Source organism: Amycolatopsis vastitatis, from assembly GCF_002234595.1.
Classification (GTDB): domain Bacteria; phylum Actinomycetota; class Actinomycetes; order Mycobacteriales; family Pseudonocardiaceae; genus Amycolatopsis; species Amycolatopsis vastitatis.
In genome coordinates this window covers 103,265-125,113 of sequence record NZ_NMUL01000030.1, presented here as the reverse complement: position 1 = coordinate 125,113, position 21,849 = coordinate 103,265, and the positions used below count along the sequence as shown (strand labels likewise).

Sequence of the window (21,849 nt, the reverse complement as noted above, 5' to 3'; positions counted from 1 at the left end):
GGAGTTCCTCAGCCGGGCGCCGGGCCGGCCGCGGGCCGGTGCGTCGGCGCGTCCGGCTCACCCGCCCAGAAGCCGTGCCAGGCACGGTCGGCCCCGGGCAGCGCGGGTGCTCCCCCGGTACCCCAGCTGTCGAACCCCACGGACTGGGGGTGCTCGGACACGTCCGCGGCGTACCAGTGGCGCTCGCGACGTCGTTCGAACAGCCACTCGCCGTCGACCAGCCGGTAGGTGTCGTCGTAGCGGATCGCCATCACGATCCACCGGTCGCCGACCTCGTGCTCGGCCCGGCAGTAGACCTGGCCGGTCGCGGTGGCGGGAATGCCTTCCGGACCGAGCTCGATCCGGTGCCCGGCCAGCAGGTGCACCGAGCGGTAGAACCAGCGCAGCTGCGGTTCGATGTAGGCGCGCAGGGCCTCGCGGCCCCGGCCGTGGCGGCCCAGGTGGACATCGGGGACGAACAGTGCGACCCAGGCGTCGAGGTCCCGCTGGTCCACGGCCAGCGCGTACCGCATCGGCAGCTGCCCGATGGCCAGCTGCGCCTCGATCCGGGCCAGCCGCTGCTCGGTCGTCCCGGCCATCACGCACCGCCGGTGAGCATGAGCGTGTCGCCGGTGAGGTAGGCCAGGTCGTCGCTCACCAGCGCGACCACCGCCCGCCCGATGTCGGCCTCCGGGTCACCCAGCCGGCCCAGCGGCATGGTCTTCGTCAGCTTCCGGAACCGCTCGGGATCGTCCTGGGCGAACTGCTCCGCCGCGGGCGAGAGCGCGTTGGGCACGATCACGTTCACGCGGACGCCGTAGCGGCCCCACTCCCGCGCCGCGACGCGCGAAAGCCCGCGGATCGCCTCCTTCGCCATCGCGTACGCGCCGAACGCCGCGTTCCCGTCGATGGCGGTACTGGACCCGAAGTTCACGATCGAACCACCGCCCCTGGCCCGCAACAGCGGGAGCGCCGCCTGCATGGCGTGCAGGGTGGCCAGCGGTCCGCTGCGCCAGCACACGTCGACGTCCTCGACGGTCGTCTCGGCCAGGAGACGCTGGACCGACGTCTGCGCGTTGTTGACGAGCGCGTCGAGCCCGCCGAAGCGGTCGGCCGTCGCGGCGAGCGCGGACTCGATCTGGGTGCGTTCGGTGACGTCGCAGGCCAGGGCGAGCGCGGAGCCGCCGAAGGCGTCGATCTCGGCCGCCACCGCGTCGCACTTCGCGACCGTGCGCCCGGCCAGCGCGACGCAGGCCCCCTCGCGGGCCAGTGCCAGCGCGGTGCCCCGCCCGATCCCCTGCCCGGCTCCAGTGACCAGCACGACCTTTCCGGCCAGCCGCGTCGACGTCATCGCACGTACTCCTTCCGGGCCAGCTGCCGGACGAGCGGAGTGTCCGCCTCCCGGTGCAGCCGGTACTCGCGGATTTCGCCGCCGGCCGCGTGCACGACGCGTCCCGTGATGTCGGCCGCCGACTCGGCGACCAGCGCCAGCACGACCCGCGACACGTGTTCGGGCGCCAGGTCGAGTCCGTGGCCGACCCGGTCGAGGTGGTCCTGCGACATACGGGTGCGCGCGCCGGGAGACACGGCATTCACCGTGATGCCGTGCGGCGCGGCCTCATCGGACAACGCCATCGTCAAACCCCACAGCGCGGCTTTCGCCGCCGCGTACGCGGCCCCCGCGTGACAACCGGTCCGCAGGCCCGCCTCGGAGAGCGTGTTGACCACCCGGCCGTACCGCCGCGCCCGCATGGGCCCGAAGGCCGCGCGGACCGTCCCGGCGCTGCCGAGCACATTGACCGCGAGGCAGCGTTCCATGTCCTCTTGCGACAGATCGGCCAGCTCGGCGCCGGTCAAGATGCCCGCGTTGTTGACGACGATGTCCAGCCGCCCGAAGGTGTCCAGCGCACACCGCACCGCGGCCTCGGCTCCCGCGAAACCGGAGACGTCGGACCGGTCGGCTGTCGCTTGTCCGCCTTCCGCGACGATCGCCGCCGCCGTTTCCGAGGCGAGATCGCCGTCCTCGGCGGCGCTCCCGTCGACCGACACGGAGAGGTCGTTGACCACCACCGCCGCGCCCGCCGCGGCGAGCGTCCTGGCGTGCGCCCGGCCGAGCCCCCGGCCCGCGCCGGTGACGAGCGCGACCCGGCCGGCCAGGGGCCGATTCGCTGCCTCAAACTCCGCCATGCTCCGACGGTAACCCGCCCGGCGGGTGCGCGGCGGCCGTCGGGTGGGGAACCCGGTTCCCGTTGCCCCACCCGGAAAGCCGCGGTTCGGCGGCCCGCAGCAGCGGGGCCAGCTGGGTGGCGATCGTCGTCATGTGCCGGGCCACCATGTCCTGTCCCATGCCCGCCAGGCCCGCCCACAGGTACACGGCTTCGACGGGGGCACCGGCCGTGTAGTCCAGGATCCGGGCGGCCACGTCCGGCGCGGTGCCGTAGAAGAAGTAGTCCAGCGAGGCACGCGGTTCCCGCGCGCGTAGCCGTTCGGGATCCGCGGGGCGCGCGGGCGGCAGCGTGGTGCCCTGGCGCGCGTGCCGGGCATAGGAGTCGACCTGCGCGGCCAGGTGCCGGGAGACCACCGGCCAGTCCCGTTCGGGATCGTCGGTCACCCACGCCTGCACCCCGCCGGCCATCCGGCCCCACGCCGGATCGTGGCCCGCCTCGGCGAGCGCGGCTCGGTACGGCTCCCAGTTGCGCGCGTCCGCCGAGAGCAGGTACTCCCCCAGCAGCCCGGCCCGCCGGGCGCCCTTCGGGCCCAGGTAACCCATCCAGATCGGGAGCCGCGGCTGCACCGGCTTCGGCGTGACCGCGCCGGACCGCCACAGCTCGCGCACTTCCCTGGCCCGCGCGTCGTTCTCGGCGTAGCGAGTGCGCATCGAGGCCTCGTACAGGGCGAACTCGGTCGGCCGGTACCCGGCGCCGAGCCCGAGATCCAGCCGGCCACCGCTGAGGATGTCGACGACCGCGGCCTGCTCGGCGATCTCGGCCGCGCGGTGCAGGGGCGCGACCACCACCCCGGTGCCCAGCCGGATCCGCGTGGTCCGCGCGGCGACCGCGGCCAGCAGTGTCAGCGGTGCCGGCAGGTAGTCGTCGTCGAACCCGTGGTGCTCGGTCACCCACACCGAGCCGATGCCGAGCCGTTCGGCCTCCTGGCACAGTTCGAGGAACTCGCCGTAGAGCGTGGCCGGGTCCCGTCGCCAGGGCGCGGGATTGCGCATGTCGAAGTACAGACCGGTTCGCATGGCCGGTGGCTCAGCCGACCGACGGCTGGTACAGCACCGCGCTCTGCCCGCAGTCCACCGGGATGGCGACGCCGGTGATCGCGGCGGCGTCGTCGGAGGCGAGGAAGGCCACGAGGTGGGCGATGTCGCCGGGCTCGACCATCCGCCGCAGCGGCAGCTGGTCGACGTAAGCGTCGAAGTTCGTCCCGAAGAAGGCTTCCAGCGAGGGCGTGCGGACCGACCCGGGCACCACGGCGTTGACCCGCACGCCGAACGCCCCGGCCTCGACGGCGGCCTCACGGGTGAGCTGGACGACTCCGGCCTTCGCGACGCCGTAGTACGGGGTCACCCCGGGCACCTTCGCCAGCCCGGCGAGCGACGACGTGTTGATCACCGCACCACGGCCGCGCGGAGCCATCACCCGCAGTGCCGCGCGCACCCCGCGGAAGGTCGCGCCGAGGTTGCCGTCGATGCCCCGGGCCCAGGTTTCGTCGGTGACGTCGACGAGGGCACAGCGGCGGCCGAAGCCGACGTTGTTGTGCACGATGTCGACTTGTCCATAAGCGGCGACGACCTTGTCGAAGAGCTCGTCGAGGTAGCCCTCACCGAGGACGTCCCCCACGGCGACCTCGCCCGTTCCCCCGGCGGCGGCGACTTCGGTCAGCGTCTCGCCGGCCCCGTCGGCGGAGATGTCGTTGACGACGACGTGTGCTCCGTCCGCCCCGAGCCGGACCGCGCTCGCCCGGCCGATGCCCGAACCCGCTCCGGTCACCACCGCCACCCGGCCGTCGAACCGTCCCATGGTGCAGCCTCCGTGCCTGGTCGTACCCTGTGTCCCCTGCCGGCGGCCACCGGGTGAACGTTAGGAGCCCGGTACCCGGGCCGTCCAGGCACGCATCCCGAACGCGGTTCCCGCGACGGCTACTGCCGCAGCGCTGCCCGCGCGTCGTCGTACCCCGCGCGGGCGCGGTTCTGTTGCCGGCGGAAGCCGAGGCGCTCCGCGTTGTCCAGGGCTACGCGGTAGTGGTCGAGCGCGAGGCGCGGGCGGCCGAGGGCACGGCACGCGTCGCCGAGGACGTTGGCCGCCAAAGTCAGCATCAGCGGGTGGTTGCGCGGGATCAGCAGGGCACAGGCCCGCTCGGCCTGTTCCTGGGCTTCCGCCGGCCGTCCGGCCATGAGGAGGATCTCCGCGCAGTCGGTGCGGGCCCACGCCTGGCAGAACGGGATGGCGAGCCGTTCGGCGGTGTCCACGGTGGCCCGGATGGCGGAGAGCGCCTCGTCGATGCGGCCGAGCCGGGCGAGGACCAGGCTCAGCTGGGCGGTGCTGAGCACCCAGCCGTGCTCGTCGGCGGTCTGTTCCCGCAGTTCCCTGGCCCGGCTTGCGGAATCGAGCGCCGGCCCGAGGTCGCCGAGCATTTCCTGGGCGTGGCTGAGGTTGCCGAGCACGAGTGCGGTCAGCGCGGGATCCGGGGCGTTCTCGGCGAGCGAAGCCCGGTAGTAGCCGACAGCTCGCTGGTAGTCGCCGGACATGCTGTGCAGCGTGCCGATGCGGGAGAGCGACGAGGCGCGCGAGACGGTGTCGTCGGTGGTCCGCGCCAGCCGCCACCACTCCTCGGCGGCGGACAGGGCCAGCTCGAGCTCGCAGGATTCCCAATGGGCATTGGCGACGTTGTCCAGGCTCCGCACGAGCCCGTGGGTCTCGCCGGCAGCTCGCGCGCCGGTGAGGCCGTCGAGGGCCACGGCCAGGAAGTCGTCCCGGTACCCCTCGGCACGCAGGTACCGCGCGGCGTGGTCGGCGATGCACCACGCCTGATCATGACGCTGGTGCTCCAGGGCGTGCTCCACGACGGCGCGCAGGTTCGGCCGCTCCCTCGCGTGCCATTCGGCATCGCCGCCTTCGCTGTAGTAGCCGAGCAGCCGGTCGAGGGCCGCCGACCGTTCCCCGGGCATCGTGAGGCTGCGGGCGTGCTCGGCCAGCAGGTCGTGAAGGGTGTAGCCGGACCGGCTTTCCTGGTCGAGCAGGTGAGCGTCGTGCAGTTCTTCGAGGAGCACCTCGGCGTCGGTGGCGGCGGCATCGGCCAGCGCGGCCGCGGCCGGCACGGTGAGGTGGGTCCCGGGGTGCACCCCGAGCAGGCGGAACATCCGCTGCTGGGCAGGGGCGAGTTCACGGTAGGACAGCGCGAAGACGGCGGACAGGTCCCGGTCGGACGTGCGGAACTCGGCCAGCCGTGACCGCTGGTCCCCGAGACGGCGCCCGAGGTCGGCGGTGGTCCACCAAGGGTGGTTGCGGAAGCGGGCGGCCGCGATGCGGACGGCCAGGGGCAGGCCGCCGCACCCACGCGCGGCGCCCGCGCCCGGACGGCCGGAGACCGCGGCGAACAGCGCTTCGGCGTCCCCGTCGGGCATTACGCCGAGCGGGACCTGCTGTGCGCCGTCGACCGCGGTCAGCCGGCGGCGGCTGGTGGCCAGCACGGCCGCGCTCGGCGTGCCCGGCAACAGCGGCCGGAGCTGAACCGCGCCGGCGGCGTTGTCGAGCACGACCAGCAGCCGCCGGCCCGCGGTGTGCGCTCGCCACAGCGCCGCGCGCCCGTCGAGGTCGTCGGGAAGCCGCGAACGCGGCACCTCCAGCTGAGCCAGCAGCGCGGCCAACGCCGTGGCCGGCGGCAACGGCGCCCGGCTGGGGCTGTAGCCGTGCAGGTCGACGAACAACTGGCCGTCCGGGAACCGGGCGGCCGCCTCGTGGCCGGCGTGGACCGCCAGGGCGGTCTTGCCCACGCCGGCCATGCCGTGCACGAGCACGGTGGCGCCACCGCGGAGCGCGTCGAGGACCTGGCCGAGTTCACGCTCACGCCCGACGAAGTCCGGTATCCGGTACGGCAACGTGCGGGGGCCGGTCCCGCCGGAGGCGCTGCGGAGGGTCTCCGCGTGCACCCGCTGCAACGCGGCGCCGGGATCGGTGTGCCCAGTTCCTCCGCCAGGTACTTCCGCACCTGCTGGTAGTGCAGCAACGCGTCAGCGGCCCGGCCGGCCCGGGACAAGGCCACCATGTACTGCCCGGCGACCCGCTCGTCCAGCGGGTTCTCGGCGGCGCGGGTGGCCAGCGAGCTCACCAGATCCGGGCCGTGTCCCAGCCGCAGGAGCACGTCGGTGAGCTCGTGCTCGGCGTCGAGCCGTTCGCGGTGCAGCCGATCGCGTTCCGCCACGGCCCACCCGCCCCCGAGACCGGCCAGCGCCTCCCCGCGCCACAGGCGAAGAGCCTCACGCAGCAACTCCTGCACGCGCCGATCGGCAGTGACCTGAGACATCGCCCGGTCCCGCAACGTACGAAACCGGTGCAGGTCAACGGCCGACGCCTCGATCTCGAGAACGTACCCACCCGCCCGCCGCGCGATCCCCGCGTTCCCGGCCGAGGCCAAGACCCGGCGCAGCCGCGACACATAGACCGAGAGCGTCTCCCGCACACGCAACGGCGGATCGTCGGCCCAGACCCGGTCGATCAACCGCTCCGCCGACACCGCCCGGCCGGCATCGACAGCCAACGCGGCCAGCACACAACGCTGCTTGGCCGAACCCAGCTCGGCCTCCCCGCCATCCGCGAACAGCGCCACCTCGCCCAGCAGACGCAATTCCATCCCCGGCACCTCCCCGTGCCCAGCCGCCCACACCGGAGCTCACCGCACCGGAGTATAGCGAACCGGGCCATGCACCGTCCTAATAGGACATTTCACTTGGGGGCGCGGTACGGGCGCTCGTAGTCGGTCCGTTCGTGGAACTTGGTGATGTCCCCCTTGCCGTCCTGCTTGAGACGCGGGTACTCGGTCACGTCGAACACGTTGTCCGAGCGCCGGTACGGGTAGACGTCGTGGCCCTTGCCCGGGTGGCTGGGGAAGACCACGTGCGTCTTGCCGGCCTCGGAGTTCTTGGCGAAGGTCTCGGAGACGTAATCCCACTTCTCCTGGACCAGCGGCCGCCTCGGGTCCTTGGGGTCCTTGATCCACCCGGGCATCTTCACGTTGTTGTCCTTGAGGGTGCCTTCGAGGGTGTTGCCGCCGTGCTGCTTCGCGATCTGGGTGGCCTTGTCCTCCATCGACCCGAGGTACTTGTCCGGCTTCTTCCCCGGCACCCGCTCCAGGTGACCGCCGGACCAGAAGAAGTGCTTGTCGGCCTTCAGCATCTTGTCGAGTTCCGGCTTGAACTTCTCGAACTCTTCCTTGCTCATGTTGTCGACGCGGATGGGCGGCTTCCGCGGGCTCTTCCGCGTCGCCGGCTGGGCCGCCTGCTTCCTCCGGTTCCGGTCCCGCAGCCGCTTCGCGCGGTCCTTCACCCGCCCCTTGAAACACCGCTGGGGCGCGAGGCCGAGCGGGTCGCTGTCGAGCAGCGGCTGGTCGACGTAGCCGACGGGGTTGGGCGCCGCGGCGAGGCCCAGCGGGTCCTGGCTGAGGTACCGCGTGGTCCGGGGGTCGTAGTACCGGAAGACGTTGTAGTGCAGCCCGGTCTCCTCGTCGCGGCACTGGCCGGGGAAGGCCAGCGGCATCGCCGCGGTGTCGGCACCGGCCAGCGGCACACCCCAGAAACTGCTGCGGTCCTGCCACACCAGCGTCCCGTGCTCGTCGAGCAGTTCGGTCGGCGTCCCGGCGGGCGAGGTGATCACCACCCGGAACCGGGCCTCCTCGACGACGCCGGCGTGCTCGACCTGCACGACGGGGCGATCGTCGTCGAAGCGCTCCCACGTGAGGAACCGGTAGGACCCGTCCGCCGGGCGGTGCTCCACCTGCTCGACGAGGTTCAGCTCGCTCCACAGGTACCGGACGTCCAGGGCGAGCTCGGGCTCCCCGTCCGGGCCGCTCACCCAGCAGCGCTTGGCGAACCGCCGCCCGATCGGGTCGTAGTGGTAGGTCCAGAGCGCACCGTCGGGCGTGCGCGCGGAGCGCAGCCGGTCGAGGTGGTCCCACGTGTAGCCGCACGACCGGTCGGCGTGGCGCCAGCCGGTGACGCGGCCGTGGGCGTCGCCGTCGAAGTGGAGGTCCCCGATGCGGGCGAGCCGGTTGCGCTCGTAGCCGCGCGGCCCCGGCGGCGACGGGGTCGTCGCCGAGGTGATGTTGCCCGCGGCGTCGCGGGTGAACCGTTCCGCGACGGACGGCCCGTGCGCCTCGCTGACCCGGCCGGCCGCGTCGTAGGAGAGCTGCCACGGCCGGATCGTGTCGTCGACACCGGCGAGCCTGCCGTCCGGGCGGTAGCGGTAGGTGCGCCGCCCGACCCCGGCGACGTCCTCCTCGGCGAGCCGGTCCTCCTCGTCGAACCGCCGCCGGAGCACCACCGCGCCGTCGACGCTGCGGACGACTTCCCGCCCGGCGTCGTCGTAGGCGAATTCGACGTCGTGGCCGGCGATCCGCAGCGACCGGGGCAGTCCGGACCCGGTGAGGCGCCACTCACTGTCCACACCGGACGAAGTCCGCCGGATGATCGCGTCGCCCTCGTCGCGCCAGCACACGCCGAGCCCGTTGATCGTGTCGGCGATGACCCGGTCTCCACCGTCACGGCGGATCTCCACCCGTGACTCGGCGTTCTCGGCGACGACCAGCCGGCCGAGCGCGTCGTAGACGTAGCTCGTGACGTCGTCGGGGGTCCGCCGCTCCACGACGTTGCCCTCGAGGTCGTAGTCGTACTCGACCACCTGGTCGGTGCCCGTGGTCATGCGGCGCAGCTGTCCCGCCGCGTCGTGGGCGTAGGTGGTCCGACGGCCGTCGAAGTCGGTCTCTTCGACGAGCCGGCCGGCGGCGTCGAAGACGTAGTGCCAGGTGAGGCCGGCCGGGTTGGTCACCGAGGTGAGCCGCAGCTCCCCGTCGTAGGTGAACAGCGTGCGCGCGCCCGCGGCGTCGGTCTCCGCCAGGACCAGGCCGAACGGGCCGTGCTTGCGACGCCGCGGCGCGCCCGCCGCGTCGCGGTATTCGACGACGTTGCCTTCCGCGTCGTGCACCCACGTCTCGCGGCCGCCGTGCGGGCCGAGCCGCCAGGCGCGGCGGCCGTCGGCGGTCCAGCCGAGCCGCGCGGCCCCGCCGGACGCCGTGTGCGCGAGGCGCGGGCGGCCGTACACGTCGCGGTCGCCGGGCCGGGCCGCCCGATCGGTCACGGGAGCGTCCTCGAACGGGTCGGGCGGCTCCAGGACGTCCACCGGCAGCCCGTTGCCGAGCAGCGTGGTGGCCGGGTCGAACTCGAACACCAGCCGCTCGATCTCGTCGTCGCCTTCGCCGGCCTGCAGCCACACCGCGCCGTCTTCGGCCGGGGTCAGCCGCACGGCGGGCGCTCCGGGGCGGTGGACGGCCACCAGCCCGCCGTCGTCGTCGTACTCGTAGCGGGTCTCGCGGCTCAGTTCGTCCACTTGGGACAGCAGTTCGTCCCGCCGGTTCCACGCGAAGCGCCGGGAGTTGCCGAGCGGGTCGATGCGCTCGATCAGCTGGTGGGCCGCGTTCAGGCGGTAGGTCCAGGTGTGGCCGAGGGCGTCGGTGTGCCGGGTCGCGCCGGGCTCGTAGGCGAAGGCCGCGTTGTAGTAGCCGTTCGCGCCCACCGCGCGGACACAGCGGCCCGCGTTGTCGTAGACGTAGCGGTACCAGGTGCCGACCCGGTCCTGCCAGCCGACGAGCCGGTGGTCGAAGTCGTAGTCGAGCGCCATCGAGCGGCCCGCGAAGTCCGTCACCGTGCTCAGCTGGGTGTGCCGGTTGTACGAGAACCGCACCACCGGCGGCTGCCCCGGTGCCCCCAGCGCGACGATCCGCCCCCGCGCGGTGCTGACCAGGATCTCGACGCCGCCGGGCCGGCGGAGCCTCGTGGGTGAACCATCGGCGGCGTAGTCGATTTCGGTGCGCTCGCCGTCCTGCTCGATGGCCGTGACCGGCAGAACGCCGCCGGTGCCGGAGAAATGCAGCTCGCGATCGCCGGCCGAGAGCCGGAAACCCTGCGGCACGCGGCGCAGCCGGTGCCGCGGCCCCTGCGCCGGCAGCACGGGTTCGTCGCCCGGGACGGGGTACTCCAGCACCATGCCGTCTTCGGCGTAGAACCGGACCCGGTTCGCGCCGAACTCCAGCCGCTGGTCCCAAGTGGACGTCCACGACGGACCGAACCACCGGCCGGCCCGGTAGGACGACAGGTGCGTACGGGAGATCTCCAGGTCCGCGACTTCGCCGGGCAGGGTGACGTCTACCTGGGTCATCACGACCTCACCCGTCGCGACGTCGATCGGGTCACCGCAGTAGTTCTTCGACTTGTCGGCCGTCGAACGGTCGGGTTTGTCCTTCGGCTTGGTGTCGTTGCCGCCGCCCTTGCCGGCCTTGCCGCCGCCGCTTCCGGCGCCGCTGGGGTTCGTCTCGCCGGTGTCGTTCTTCGGGCCGTTCTTGTCCGCGCCGTTGTCGCCGCTCTTGTGACCGTCGCCGCCGCCCTTGCCGTCGCCGTGGCCGGCGCTCGAGGTGGAAGTACTGTCGTCGTCGTGCGGTTTGTCCTTCTTGCCGTCGGGTCCGCCGTCGCCCTTCTTGCCGCCGGGGCCGCCCCTCTCCTTGATCGGGGGCGGCGGGTCGACCTTGCCGGTCTTGCCGGGCTTGATCTTGCGCAGCGCCTTGGCGGCGTCGTCGAACAGCGTCCCGGCCTTCTTGAGCAGCGGCACGAGGGCCTTGAGCGCCTTGACGAGCTTCTTCGTGATGTCGGCGATCTTCGACGCGGTCTTGGCGACCGCGGCCACGACCTGCGGTACCACCCAGGTCAGGCCGATGCCGAGGGTGAACACCACCTGCAGGGCCCAGCTGATGAGGTGGCCGACGAGCTCGGCGATGATGTCGCGGACGAGCATCCGGACGGCGGCGACGACCTCGCCGGCGGTCTTGACCCCGCTGGAGGCCCCTTCGCAGCCCTTCTGGGCGGCGGTGAGGATGTCGACCGTGTCGGCGGCCCGCTGGCGGTACTGGTCGGAGGCGTTCCCGCTCCACGTCTGCAGGTCGGCCTTGACCATGTCGGCCAGGTCCCCGCCGACGGCCCCGAGCTCCGCGGCGATGTTCGACCACGTCTTGGACTGGGCCTTGATCTGGTCGGCGTCCCCGGTCAGGGCGTCCAGCGCCGCGGACAGCGGGCCGACGTGTTCCAGCAGCCACCCGACCCCCGCGGCGAGGATCGCTCCGAAGGGATCCAGGGCCATCGACAGCGTGTCGAGCGCGACCCCGACGGCGCCCATCGCGACCGAGGCCCAGTCGCCCTTTTCGATCCCCTCTTTGAGATCGTTCGCGGACTCCAGCAGCGGGACCCCGGAAATGGCCGTGGTGGAATCTTCGCGCTGAGCTACCAGCGGGTTCGCCATGGCGTCTGTTCCTTCTCGCGGTTCGCTGGCCCTCGATGACCGCCGCGACCAGGGCAGCGTCGTTCCCCCACCGGGGTGACCTTAGCGAGTCTTCGCCGCCAACCGGGGGTGAACAACGCGAAAACTGCGCGGAAGTCCTGCCGGAAGAGCCCGTTCACACCAGCGCGTGAGGCCGTCAGCGCGCGTGCGCAGTCACTGCCCCAGGACGTCGGCGACCCAGTCGGCGATGTACGTGCTGGTGTGGGGCAGGTGGTCGAGGCCGATGTGCTCGGTCGCGCCCTCCTCCGCGGTGAACAGGCGCAGGTGGCGGCTCGGGCTGTCGACCGCCTGTTCGTACGAGCGGTGGGCGTAGGACACGGGGATCTGGCGGTCGTTCTCGCCGTGGCAGATCAGGAACGGCACGGTGATGTGCTCGACGACGCCGTCGAGGTGGACCGCGTCGGCGAAGGCGGGGAACGTCTCGAGGTCGTCGTGGCCCCAGACCCACAGCACGTGCTCCCAGTAGTGCGGCACCGGGCGCTCCCCTTCCCGCTCGAGACGCCGGCGTTGCACCGCACCCCAGTCGTGGTTGGCGCCCCACGCGACCACGAGCGCGAGGCGCTTCTCGAACGCCGCCGCGCGCGGGGCGTAGTAACCGCCCAGGGACCAGCCGACGAGCCCGATCCGGGTGGGATCGACGTCGCCGCGGGTTTCCAGGTAGTCCACGCACGCGGTGGCCCAGCCTTCCGTCTCGACGCGGGCGGTGAGTCCTTGCAGACGCAGTGCCTCGCCCGAGCCGGGGCAGTCGACCATGAGGCACGAGATGCCGCGGGCGGCGAGCTCCGCCCAGTGCCCGGACGAGTACATGTGCTCCTTCGTCGAGTCCAGGCCGTTCCACATGACCATCACCGGTGCCCCGGGACCCGCCGAGCTGAAGTACGCGGGCAACGTCGACCCCTCGAAGGGAACCGCCACGCGGGTCACTGTCGGCGACACGAGGTCGAAAGCCTTCTGCTGCAGCTCCAAGACACGACGGTAGGTGCCGAGCCGGCCGGGCGCGGACGGGCTCTGCAGGCGTTCGGCCTGGCACAGGTAGTTGGTCGCACGGGCGTAGAGCTGCCCGGCGGTGCGGGTGTGGCCGGCTTTCTCGGCCTCCTCGGCCTGGCCGACGAGCTGGTCGGTCAGCGCCGTCCACGCCCGCAGGAACTCTCGAGTGCCCGCGTCCTCGCCCTGGGCCGCGGCCTCGCGGATGGGACGGCAGGCGCGGTCGACCTCGTCGACGAGGCCCCCGCTGTTGAGGGTGGCGACGACGCCGAGGTTCCAGACGTAGTTGCCGGGGAAGTACTCGAACACGGGGTTCCTCTCAGGTTCGTGCTGCTTCGCTGATCGACTTCACGCCGCCGTGCGCGGTCATCCCGCCGTCCACGGGGATGTCGGCGCCGGAGATGTAGGAGGCCTCGTCGCCGAGCAGGAACGCCACGAGCGCGGCGACCTCGGCGGCGGTGCCGGTCCGGCCGAGCGGGGTCTCGGCGACGTTCGCCGCGCGGAACCCGGGTGACGCCGAGGCGGTCATCGGCGTTTCGAGGTAGCCGGGGTGCACGGCGTTGACGCGGATGCCGCGCCCGCCCAGTTCGAGGCAGGCCGCCTTGGTGAAGCCGCGCAGCGCCCATTTGCTCGCGGTGTAGGCGACCGGGTAGTGGCCGGTCAGTGCGGCGGCCGAGCCCACCACGACGATCGAGCCGCCGGACGGCATCACCGGCAGGACCGCCCGCACCGCCCGCTGGACGCCGCCGACGTTGACGTCCAGCACCCGGGCCAGATCGGCCGGGTCCAGCTCGTCGAGCCGGGCCCGCCAGGTGACGCCCGCGTTCGCGACCAGGCCGTCGACCCGGCCCAGACCGGCCGCGAGCCGGGCCCAGCCGGCGGAGTCCGTCACGTCGAGCTGCCGGTAGTCGATGCCGGGCAGGTCCGCGGTTTCGGCGAGGTCGGCCCCGATGACCGTGGCGCCGTCCGCGGCCAGGCGCCGGGCCACCGCCGCGCCGAGGCCTTGCCCGGCGCCGGTGACCAGCACGACCTTGCCCCTCACCGCGACCGGTCCCGGGTGCGGGCCGCGCGGACCGGCGGCAGGTCGTTCCCGGCGACGACCGTGTTGCGGATCGTGCCGATGCCTTCGACGGTCATCTCGACCACGTCACCGGGCTTCAGCGGCGGCGGGTCCTGGGTGCCGCGGCGGCCCCACAGCTCGGCGAGGCAGCCGCCGTTGCCGCAGGTGCCGGAGCCGAGCACGTCGCCGGGCCGGACCCGGGTGCCGCGGGCGGCGTAGGCGACGAGCTCCTCGAACGGCCAGCCCATGTTGGCCAGCCGGTCGTGCCCGACCTCGACGCCGTTGACCGACACCCGCATGTCCAGATCGAGGAACCCGTCGGCGTCCGGGGTGAACTCGTCCGCGGTCACGAGCCACGGCCCGAGCGTGGTGACCGAGTCCTTGCCCTTCGCGGGCCCCAGCCCCACTTTCATCTCGCGGCGCTGGAGGTCGCGGGCCGACCAGTCGTTGAAGATGGTGTAGCCGAAGATCCCGTCCGGGCCCAGCACGGCCGCGACCTCCAGTTCGAAGTCGAACAGCCGCGAACCGGGCGGGATCGGGACGTCGTCGTGCGCACCGGCCAGCGCGCACGGGTTGGTGAAGTAGAACGTCGGCGCCTCGTACCACTCCGGCGGTACCGAGCCGGGGGCGACCATGCCCTCGACGTGCTCCTCGAAGGCGACGAAGTCCCGGACGGACGGCGGCTCGAGCGGCGGCAGCAGCCGCACCTCGCTCAGCGGCACCGCCGGTCCGCCGAGGACATCGACACCGAGGACACGGGCACCGACGGGCAGGCCGGACCGCACCAGGTCCAGGACCGTCACCCCGGCCGGGAAGGCGCGGACGCCGTCATCGGAGACCACTCCCGCGCGCACGGCTCCGCGGTGTTCGTAGGTGGCGAGCCGCATCAGACCGGCGGGGCCACGAAGAGGCCCTTGTCGGGGTCGTTGAACGACTTCTGCGCGACGAACTCGTTCATCGCGTTCGCGGTGCCCCACTGGTCGGACACCTCGGGCTTCGAGAAGTCGTGCAGCTGCGGGTGCCAGCTGTCCTCGTCGACCAGCTCCAGCTCGGTGGTGTACTCGACGGTGTTGCCGTGCGGGTCGAGGAAGTAGCTGAAGGTGTTGTGACCGGCCAGGTGGCGGCCGGGTCCCCAGATCTTTTCGACACCGGCGCGCAGCAGCCGCCCGGTGCCGCGCATGTACTCGTCGAGGCCGCGCAGCTCGAACGACGCGTGGTGCAGCGACGGGTGCGGGCCGCGGGCGATCGCCAGGCTGTGGTGCCAGGCGTTGATCCGCAGGAAGTACATCATCTCGCCCATCCGCGGGTGCATCAGCGTGTCGGACAGGCGGAACCCGAGGTGGCGTTCGTAGAAGGCACGGGTGCCTTCGGGATCGGCGGAGTTGACGACCACATGGGACAGCCGCACCGGGACGGACTCGCCCTCCTCGATCCGGCGGTGGGCCCGGGTCGCGACGTCCGAGCTGATCTCGATCGTGCGGCCCTCGTTGTCGAAGAACCGGAACCCGTATCCGCCGCCCGGGGTGTCCAGGGCGCAGGGCTCGTGCACGAGCGTGATCCCGGCCGTGGCCAGCCGGCCGGCCAGCGTGTCGACGTCGGCGGACGTCGCGGCGCCGAAGGCGATCAGGTCGATCCGCTTGTCCGCGGCCTGCCGCAGCCGGACGACGTACTGCTCCGGCGAGCCTTCGGCGGCGAGGAAGGTGATTCCGCTGTCGGCGTGCTCCTCGGCGAGGCCCCAGGCGCCGAGGTAGAAGTCCTGCTGTCGCGCGAGGTCGGGCACGGCGAGGTCGACGTGCCGCAGGTGGGTGATCAGGCGGTCGGTCACGGTTTCTTCCCTTTCAGGCGGGCTGGGACACGAGGTCGCCGATGCGGCGAACGAGGCCGGGCACGTCGCCCTGCTCGTGGTCGAGCAGCCACTGTCCGAGCTGGTTGGAGGCCTCGACGACGGTTCTCGCGCGGTCGTGGCGGCGGGCCGTGAACGCCGCCCAGAGGTCGTCGTCGACGCCGTCGCGGGTGAGCAGCAGCTCGGCCAGCACAGCCGCGTCTTCGAGGGCTTGGGCGCCGCCTTGGGCGAGGGTGGGCGGGCAGGAGTGCGCGGCGTCGCCGACGAGCACGACTCGCCCGCGGTGCCAGGGCGCCGGCACGACATGCGTTTCGAAGCGCGTGTAGTTCACCCGGCTCGGATCGTCCAGTGTGGACCGGATCTCGTCCCACGGCCCGTGGTAGGCGGCGGCAAGCCCGCACATGGTGGCGAGCCGCTCCGCCGGCGTCAGTCCACTGTGGTCCCGGAAGTCCTCGACGACGAACGCGTAGAGGGAGTCCGCACCGGTCGGGGTGTACCCGGCGATGTAGGACGGGCCGCCGTAGCAGAGGTCGGTGTGGGTGACCGACGCCGGGCGCGGCCCGAACGCGCGCCAGATCCCCATCCCGGTCGGCCGGGGCGTCACGTCGATGCCGATCAGCTCGCGGACCGCCGAGCGGATGCCGTCGGCGGCGACCACGAGGTCGTACCGTTCGACCGGCCCCGAGGCGAGCGTGACCTCGACGCCGGAACCGTCCTGGCCGAGCCGGGTCACGGTGTCGCCGAAGCGGATCTTCACGCCGGTCTCGCGGGCGCGGTCCAGCAGGATCCGGGCCAGCACCGGCCGGGGCATGCCCATCGAGGCGGGCAGGTCGGCCCCGCCGCTGCGGACGTCGGGGATCTCGGCCAGCAGGGTCCCGTCCGGGGCACGCAGGCCGAGGCAGTCGAAGGGGTACCCGGCCGCCTCGGCGCGCGGCCACACTCCCAGCCGGCGCAGCTCGCGCAAGGCGTTGCCCTGCAACGTGATGCCCGACCCGATGGCCGCGACGTCCGGCTTGATCTCGACGAGGTCGACGGCGACGCCGTCCTGCGCGAGCAGGATGGCCGTGGCGGCCCCGGCGAGACCGCCGCCGACCACCAGCACCTTGTTGACCGCGGGCATGGGACTCCTTATTTGACGGCGATGGGCGCGACGGGCGCGCCGACCGCGCCGGTCACCGGCAGCGGGGCGGCGGTCAGCCAGAACTCGTGGACGCCGTCGGCCGCGCAGTCGGCGGCGAGGGCGTCGAGGTCCCACATCTCGCCGAGGAACAGGCCGAGGTGCGGGATCGCCACCTGGTGCAGGGGCTGGAAGGCGTCGTCGAACTCGTTGGGCCGGACCTCGACACCCCAGGTGTCGGTCGCGATCCCGGCGATCTCCGCGCCGTACAGCCAGTCCACTGTGGAGAAGGACAGGCCGGGCGAGTCGCCGCCGGCGTAGTCGCCCCAGCCCTCCCGCCGGGCGCGGGTGAGCCGTCCGGTCCGCACCAGCAGGAGGTCGCCACGGCCGACGCGCGCGGTGTCGCCGTGCGCGGCGATCGTCGCCTCCAGGTGGTCCGCGGTGATCGCGAAGCCGTCGGGCAGCTCGTCATCGGTGCCGAACACCCGGCCCACGTCGAGGAGCACCCCGCGGCCCGCGATCAGCCCGGCCGTGGTTTCGATGCCGGTGACGCGGTCGCCTTCGCTGGTCACGACGTCCCCGGCGCGGCGGCCGTTGTAGGCGAGGCCGTGGTCGAAGATGTGCCCGAGGCCGTCCCACTGCGTCGAGGCCTGCAGCGGCATGGACACCACGTCGTCGGCGCCGCCGATGCCGTGCGGGAAGCCCTGCGTACCGCGTTCGGCGTCCGTGCCGGTGTCGAGCATGGTGTGCACCGGGTTGGTGCGCCGCCGCCAGCCTTTCTGCGGCCCGTCGGCGTCGAAGCGTTGCGCGAGCGAGAAACTCGCGCCGCGCCGGACGAGCGCGGCGCCTTCACGGCGTTTGGCGTCGTCGAGGAAGTTCAGGGTGCCGAGGACGTCGCCGGCACCCCAGCGGCCCCAGTTGGAGCACCGCTTGGCCGCCGCTGCGATCGCGCCCTCGGGATCGGTTCGGTCCACGCCTTCACTGTCGGTGCCCGGACGGTATCAGGGAAGGCGAAATCGTTAATGTGCGGTATCAGCGCCGTTGATACCGTGTCCCGGTGAACCTCGCACGGCTGGACCTGAACCTGCTGGTGGCACTGGACGCGCTGCTGCAGGAGCGCAGCGTGACGCGGGCGGCCGAGCGGATGGGACTCGGTCAGCCGGCGGTGTCCGCCCAGCTGGGCCGGCTGCGCCGGCACTTCCACGACGACCTGCTGACCCGCGCCGGCAACCAGTACCGGCTGACGCCGCTGGCCGTTCAGCTCAAGGAACGGGTGCGGGTCGCCCTGTCCGGCGCCGAGCGGGTGTTCGCCGCGGAACCCGATTTCGATCCCGCGTCGTCCACCCGGGAGTTTTCGATGTTGATGAGCGACTACGGGATCGCCGTGCTCGGGCCGGGGATCGCCGCCCGGCTCGCCGACGAAGCGCCGGGCACGCGGCTGCGGTTCCCCGCGAACACCCCGAAGATGGTCGACGCGGCCGTGCACGAACTCGTCCACACCGACCTGCTGGTCATCCCGCACGGGTTCGTCGACGACCTGCCCCACGCGGACCTCTACCGCGACGAATGGGTGTGCCTGGTCGCCGCCGGCAACACCGACGTCGGGGAGTCGCTGACCGTCGGGCAGCTGGAGACGATGCCGTGGGTCGTCACCTACCACGGTCCCACCGCGTCCACGCCCGCCGCGCGGCAGATGCGCATGCTCGGGATCGAACCGCACGTCCAGGTGGTCACCGAGACGTTCCTGACCGTGCCGGGACTCGTCGCCGGCACGAACCGCGTCGCGCTGCTCCAGCGGCGCTTGGCCGACGGGATCCCGGACGCGCTCGGGGTGCGTGCCCTGCCGTGCCCGTTCGAAGCGACCCCGCTGGTGGAAGCCATGTGGTGGCACCCGATGTACGAAGCCGACCCCGAGCACCGCTACCTGCGGGACGTCGTCGCGCGGACGGTGGCGGCGGTGATCGGCATCGACGGCGTCGATGCGCCGCTTCGGCAGAAGTGATTTCCGCATCCCCGGTCCGGGCCTGACACTTCGACGCACACGCCGGTCGCCGAGGACCGGCTCGTGCCTCCCCGGAGCTGCCCGTGTTCGATCAGGCCGATCAGTCCGTCTCCGCTGCCCCACTCGCCGCCGATCCTGCCACCGGCCGCCAGGCCGGCCCTGCCCAAGCGGTGGTGCTGCTGCTCGCCAGCTGCCTTTCGGTGCTCGGCGCGGTGCTGCTCGCCCCGGTCCTGCCCCGCATCCAGGACGCGTTCGCCGGCACGCCCGGCGTCGCCACCCTCACCCCGATCGTGCTCACCGTTCCGGCGCTGGTCATCGGGCTCACCGCGTCGATCGCCGGCCGCGTCGTCGACCGGATCGGCCGCAAGCGGCTGCTGGTGGGCGCGCTCGTCGTCTACGCCTTCGTCGGGACCGCGCCGCTGTGGCTGTCGTCCCTGCCGCTGATCGTCGCGAGCCGCGTCCTCGTCGGGCTCACCGAGGCCGCGATCATGACGTGCTGCACGACCTTGCTCGCCGACTACTTCCACGGCGCCGAGCGGGAACGGTACTTCGGCCTGCAGACGGTGTACACCACCGTCGCCGCAACGGTTTTCTTCGCCGTCGGTGGGCTGCTGGGTTCCTGGGGCTGGCGCACGCCGTTCTGGCTCTACGCGGTCAGCCTGCCGCTCGCGTTCATCGCCGCGCGGGTCATCCGGCAGCCGCCGCAGACCCGGACCCGCGAAAAGCTTCCGCCCTTGCCGTGGCGCGCCTTCCTGGCACCGGTCGGAGTCACCTTGGCCGGCGGTCTCGTGTTCTACGTCCTCATCGTCGAACTGTCCTATGTGCTCGACGGCATCGGTGTCACCGCCACCGCGACCGTCGGACTGGTCAGCGCGGCCGGCTCACTGGCCACCGCCGTCGCGGCGTACCTGTTCCCCCGGCTCGCCAAGCTGGGTCCCGCCGCCACCATCCCCGCGGCGTTCGCCCTGTGCGGACTCGGCATCCTCGTCCTCGCGCTGGCCTCCTCGGTCCCGGTCGTGCTGCTCGGCGCCGTCGTGACCGGCCTCGGCAACGGGCTGATGCTGCCCGCCCTGCTCACCTGGGCGCTGGGCAGCCTGACGTTCGCCCAGCGCGGCCGGGGCACGGGCATCTGGACCTCGGCCCTGTTCATCGGCCAGTTCGCCGGCCCGCTCATCGTGCTCGCCCTGGCCGGTGCTGCTTCCGGCCTCTCCCTCGCCCTCCTCGTCGTCGGCGCCGCAGCCCTTCTGCTCGCAATGGCCGTCGGCGTCGTCCGCCCCACGCGATCGGCCGCCGGACCAGTCAGTCGCTGAGCAGCAACTGGTCGGCCATGATGTGCCCCCACGCGCCGGTCGCCTGGTCGACGACCCGCACCTGGGCGCTCTGCCCCTGCAGGGCGCTGACATCCCAGTCGATCGGTTTGAGCACACCGGTGTCGTCTCCGGTGGCCGTGCGCACGACCTGGCCGTTCACGAGCAGGTTGATCGAAGTCTCCGCGGGGTGGTGGCCGCCCGCGAGGAGGAAGTGCAGGTGGTTGCGGTCGAGGGTGAACGACGGCGAGGTGATCGTGCCGGTGGCGGGGTCGCCGCCGCCGGCGAAGGTGTCCAGGACCGCGTTGCCGACCATGCCGGGCAGGTACTCGAACGACGGGCCGGTGCCGGTGAAGCTGCCGGTGGTGGTCCAGCCGGGGTCGTAGGAGCTGCCTTCGAACCCGGAGACGACGTGGGCCGGGCGCTGGGACAGGTCGGGGAATTGGGTGATGGTCGTGTTGGCGAAGGTGGCGCTGCCGCCGGTGGCGTAGAGGTTGACGCCGGTGTCGGCGGGATCGGCGAACACCTCGCTGGAGTGCACGTACCGGCCGTCGTCGACGAACACTTCGATCGTGGTCCGGTCGACCAGGATCCGCAGGTGCGCGCTGGTCTTCGCCGGGTTCCACGGTGCGTGGCTCTCGCCACGGGTCCCCGTGGTGTCGGGCTGGCCGGTCTGGCGGCGGTTGAGGTAGCTGTAGTCGTGGTAGATCCCGGCGTCCGCGTGCCGGGTCCCGTCGGCCGACACCCGCAGCTGCAGGCCGATGTTGTCCAGCTGGGTCCAGCTGACGTCGGTGTCGAGCTGGTAGGCCGTTCCGTGGTAGGCCAGCGGCACCAGGCCGTCGTCGACCTGGATGGTGCCGAGGTTCGTCACCGAGCTGGCGTGGGAAGCCAGCGCCGGGGTCGGCTGCGAGGCCAGGGCATAGCCGTCCGCGTAGTGCTTGAGCGTGATCTGGCGGACGATCGAGTCGGTGCCGTTGAAGCCATCGGAGGCCCAGGTCGGCGTGGTGTCCGCGTAGGCCCAGTTGTTCATCCAGGCCATGCCGAACCGCCGGTCCGCCGGTGCGGCCGGGTCTTCCCAGGTGACTCCGGCATACCAGTCGAAGCCGTGGTCCAGCCATTGCGGGGTGGCCGCGTCGGCGGTGAACGCGGCGCCGTCGAAGGCTCCGGTCCAGTACGCGTAGGTGCCCGGTGTCCCGCCGGCGCTCACGCCCAGCACCCAGTGCGTGGTGCCGTCGTCGGCGCGGATCGGGTAGAGGTCCGGGCACTCGAGGATGCCCATTCCGCCCACGAAGTCCGATCGCCACGTCCACGTCTTCAGGTCCGGTGAGGTGAAGAACCCGATCCGGTCGCCTTCGGTGATCGCCGCGACCCACCGGCCGCGCGCGGCGTCCCAGCTGACCTTGGGGTCACGGAAGTCGCGGCGGCCGCCGTTCGGGATCACCGGTGTGTCGCCGTACGGCCGGAACGTCCGGCCGCCGTCGATCGAGTACCACAGGAACTGTGCCTGCGGCCCGGACGCGTTGACCGGGTGGTCCATCTGCGTGACCAGCTGGACCACCGCGCCCGCACCGAAACCGGCCGTGTTCGCGGTGTCGACGACCGCGGAACCCGACCACAGGTCGTAGTTCGCGTTCGTCTTCTTCGGCGCCGCGATCCCCTGGTCGGCGAAGGCGACACCGTCCGTGGTGGTCGCCAGCCGCCAGGCGGTGCCGACTTCGGTCGGGTAGTCGGCGTCGTAGAGGTAGTAGTAGTTGAACTTGCCGTTGACGTACACCGGCCGCTGGGGGTCGTTCTTCCAGTGGTCGGGCACCGTGAAGTGGTACTGCGCGCGGTAGGTGGCCGCGGCCTGCGCGGCGGCACCGCCGCCGGTCAGTCCCACAGCCGCGGTCGCCGCCAGGAGTGCGGTGGCGGACAGCAGGCGAATGCGGCTCGTCGTTGAGCGCATGGAACCTCCAGG

The 21,849-nt window shown here is 72.4% G+C and carries 16 protein-coding genes and 1 pseudogene; 2 read left to right on the top strand and 15 right to left on the bottom strand.

The window, feature by feature from the left end; all coding sequences use genetic code 11:
• Positions 1–8: 8 nt before the first annotated feature.
• The 14 genes and pseudogenes from CF165_RS27395 to CF165_RS27335 all read right to left on the bottom strand — a co-directional run bounded on the left by CF165_RS27395 (position 9) and on the right by CF165_RS27335 (position 17,557).
• Positions 9–578, bottom strand: a complete 570-nt coding sequence (locus CF165_RS27395) for a nuclear transport factor 2 family protein (protein WP_205660993.1) — start codon at positions 576–578, stop codon at positions 9–11.
• Positions 578–1,330 carry an SDR family NAD(P)-dependent oxidoreductase gene (locus tag CF165_RS27390; RefSeq protein ID WP_093950443.1) on the bottom strand — a complete coding sequence of 251 codons (753 nt, stop codon included), beginning with the start codon at positions 1,328–1,330 and terminating at the stop codon, positions 578–580. Before CF165_RS27390 ends, CF165_RS27395 begins: the two co-directional genes overlap by 1 nt.
• Entirely contained in the window at positions 1,327–2,166 is an 840-nt protein-coding gene (locus CF165_RS27385; RefSeq protein WP_093950442.1) for an SDR family NAD(P)-dependent oxidoreductase, read from the bottom strand. Before CF165_RS27385 ends, CF165_RS27390 begins: the two co-directional genes overlap by 4 nt.
• Complete coding sequence (locus CF165_RS27380) at positions 2,153–3,223, bottom strand: LLM class flavin-dependent oxidoreductase (protein WP_093950441.1); 1,071 nt, start codon at positions 3,221–3,223, stop codon at positions 2,153–2,155. The genes CF165_RS27385 and CF165_RS27380 overlap by 14 nt, the downstream gene beginning before the upstream one ends.
• A 10-nt stretch (positions 3,224–3,233) precedes the next feature.
• Positions 3,234–4,004, bottom strand: coding sequence for an SDR family NAD(P)-dependent oxidoreductase (locus CF165_RS27375; RefSeq protein ID WP_093950440.1), 771 nt, complete (start codon positions 4,002–4,004; stop codon positions 3,234–3,236).
• A gap of 119 nt (positions 4,005–4,123) precedes the next feature.
• Positions 4,124–6,133: a tetratricopeptide repeat protein gene (locus CF165_RS52125; protein ID WP_240521818.1), complete on the bottom strand. Its 2,010-nt coding sequence runs from the start codon at positions 6,131–6,133 to the stop codon at positions 4,124–4,126.
• Positions 6,134–6,168: 35 nt separating this feature from the next.
• A pseudogene (locus tag CF165_RS53845) lies at positions 6,169–6,834 on the bottom strand (AfsR/SARP family transcriptional regulator); the annotation flags it as partial.
• A gap of 92 nt (positions 6,835–6,926) precedes the next feature.
• Entirely contained in the window at positions 6,927–11,540 is a 4,614-nt protein-coding gene (locus CF165_RS27365; RefSeq protein WP_093950438.1) for a DUF6531 domain-containing protein, read from the bottom strand.
• A 192-nt stretch (positions 11,541–11,732) separates the two neighbouring features.
• Complete coding sequence (locus tag CF165_RS27360; RefSeq protein WP_093950437.1) at positions 11,733–12,872, bottom strand: alpha/beta hydrolase family protein; 1,140 nt, start codon at positions 12,870–12,872, stop codon at positions 11,733–11,735.
• 10 nt (positions 12,873–12,882) lie between these two features.
• Positions 12,883–13,605: an SDR family NAD(P)-dependent oxidoreductase gene (locus CF165_RS27355; protein WP_240521817.1), complete on the bottom strand. Its 723-nt coding sequence runs from the start codon at positions 13,603–13,605 to the stop codon at positions 12,883–12,885.
• Positions 13,602–14,510, bottom strand: coding sequence for a fumarylacetoacetate hydrolase family protein (locus CF165_RS27350; protein ID WP_093950436.1), 909 nt, complete (start codon positions 14,508–14,510; stop codon positions 13,602–13,604). The genes CF165_RS27355 and CF165_RS27350 overlap by 4 nt, the downstream gene beginning before the upstream one ends.
• Complete coding sequence (locus tag CF165_RS27345; protein WP_093950435.1) at positions 14,510–15,448, bottom strand: VOC family protein; 939 nt, start codon at positions 15,446–15,448, stop codon at positions 14,510–14,512. Before CF165_RS27345 ends, CF165_RS27350 begins: the two co-directional genes overlap by 1 nt.
• Positions 15,449–15,461: 13 nt before the next feature.
• Positions 15,462–16,586 (bottom strand): FAD-dependent oxidoreductase, encoded by a 1,125-nt coding sequence (locus CF165_RS27340; RefSeq protein ID WP_093950434.1) that lies wholly within the window; start codon positions 16,584–16,586, stop codon positions 15,462–15,464.
• An 8-nt stretch (positions 16,587–16,594) separates the two neighbouring features.
• The gene (locus CF165_RS27335) at positions 16,595–17,557 is read right to left on the bottom strand and encodes a cyclase family protein (RefSeq protein ID WP_093950433.1); all 963 of its coding nucleotides are present in this window, start codon (positions 17,555–17,557) and stop codon (positions 16,595–16,597) included.
• A gap of 83 nt (positions 17,558–17,640) precedes the next feature.
• Between CF165_RS27335 and CF165_RS27330 the strand changes: the two genes are divergently transcribed.
• Positions 17,641–18,585 carry a LysR family transcriptional regulator gene (locus CF165_RS27330; RefSeq protein ID WP_093950432.1) on the top strand — a complete coding sequence of 315 codons (945 nt, stop codon included), beginning with the start codon at positions 17,641–17,643 and terminating at the stop codon, positions 18,583–18,585.
• 83 nt (positions 18,586–18,668) lie between these two features.
• Positions 18,669–19,895, top strand: a complete 1,227-nt coding sequence (locus CF165_RS27325; RefSeq protein WP_093950431.1) for an MFS transporter — start codon at positions 18,669–18,671, stop codon at positions 19,893–19,895.
• On the opposite strand, the gene CF165_RS27320 is transcribed toward CF165_RS27325, so the two are convergent.
• Positions 19,885–21,837, bottom strand: coding sequence for a glycoside hydrolase family 32 protein (locus CF165_RS27320; RefSeq protein WP_093950430.1), 1,953 nt, complete (start codon positions 21,835–21,837; stop codon positions 19,885–19,887). The two genes, CF165_RS27325 and CF165_RS27320, sit on opposite strands and share 11 nt — an antisense overlap.
• Positions 21,838–21,849 lie beyond the last annotated feature (12 nt).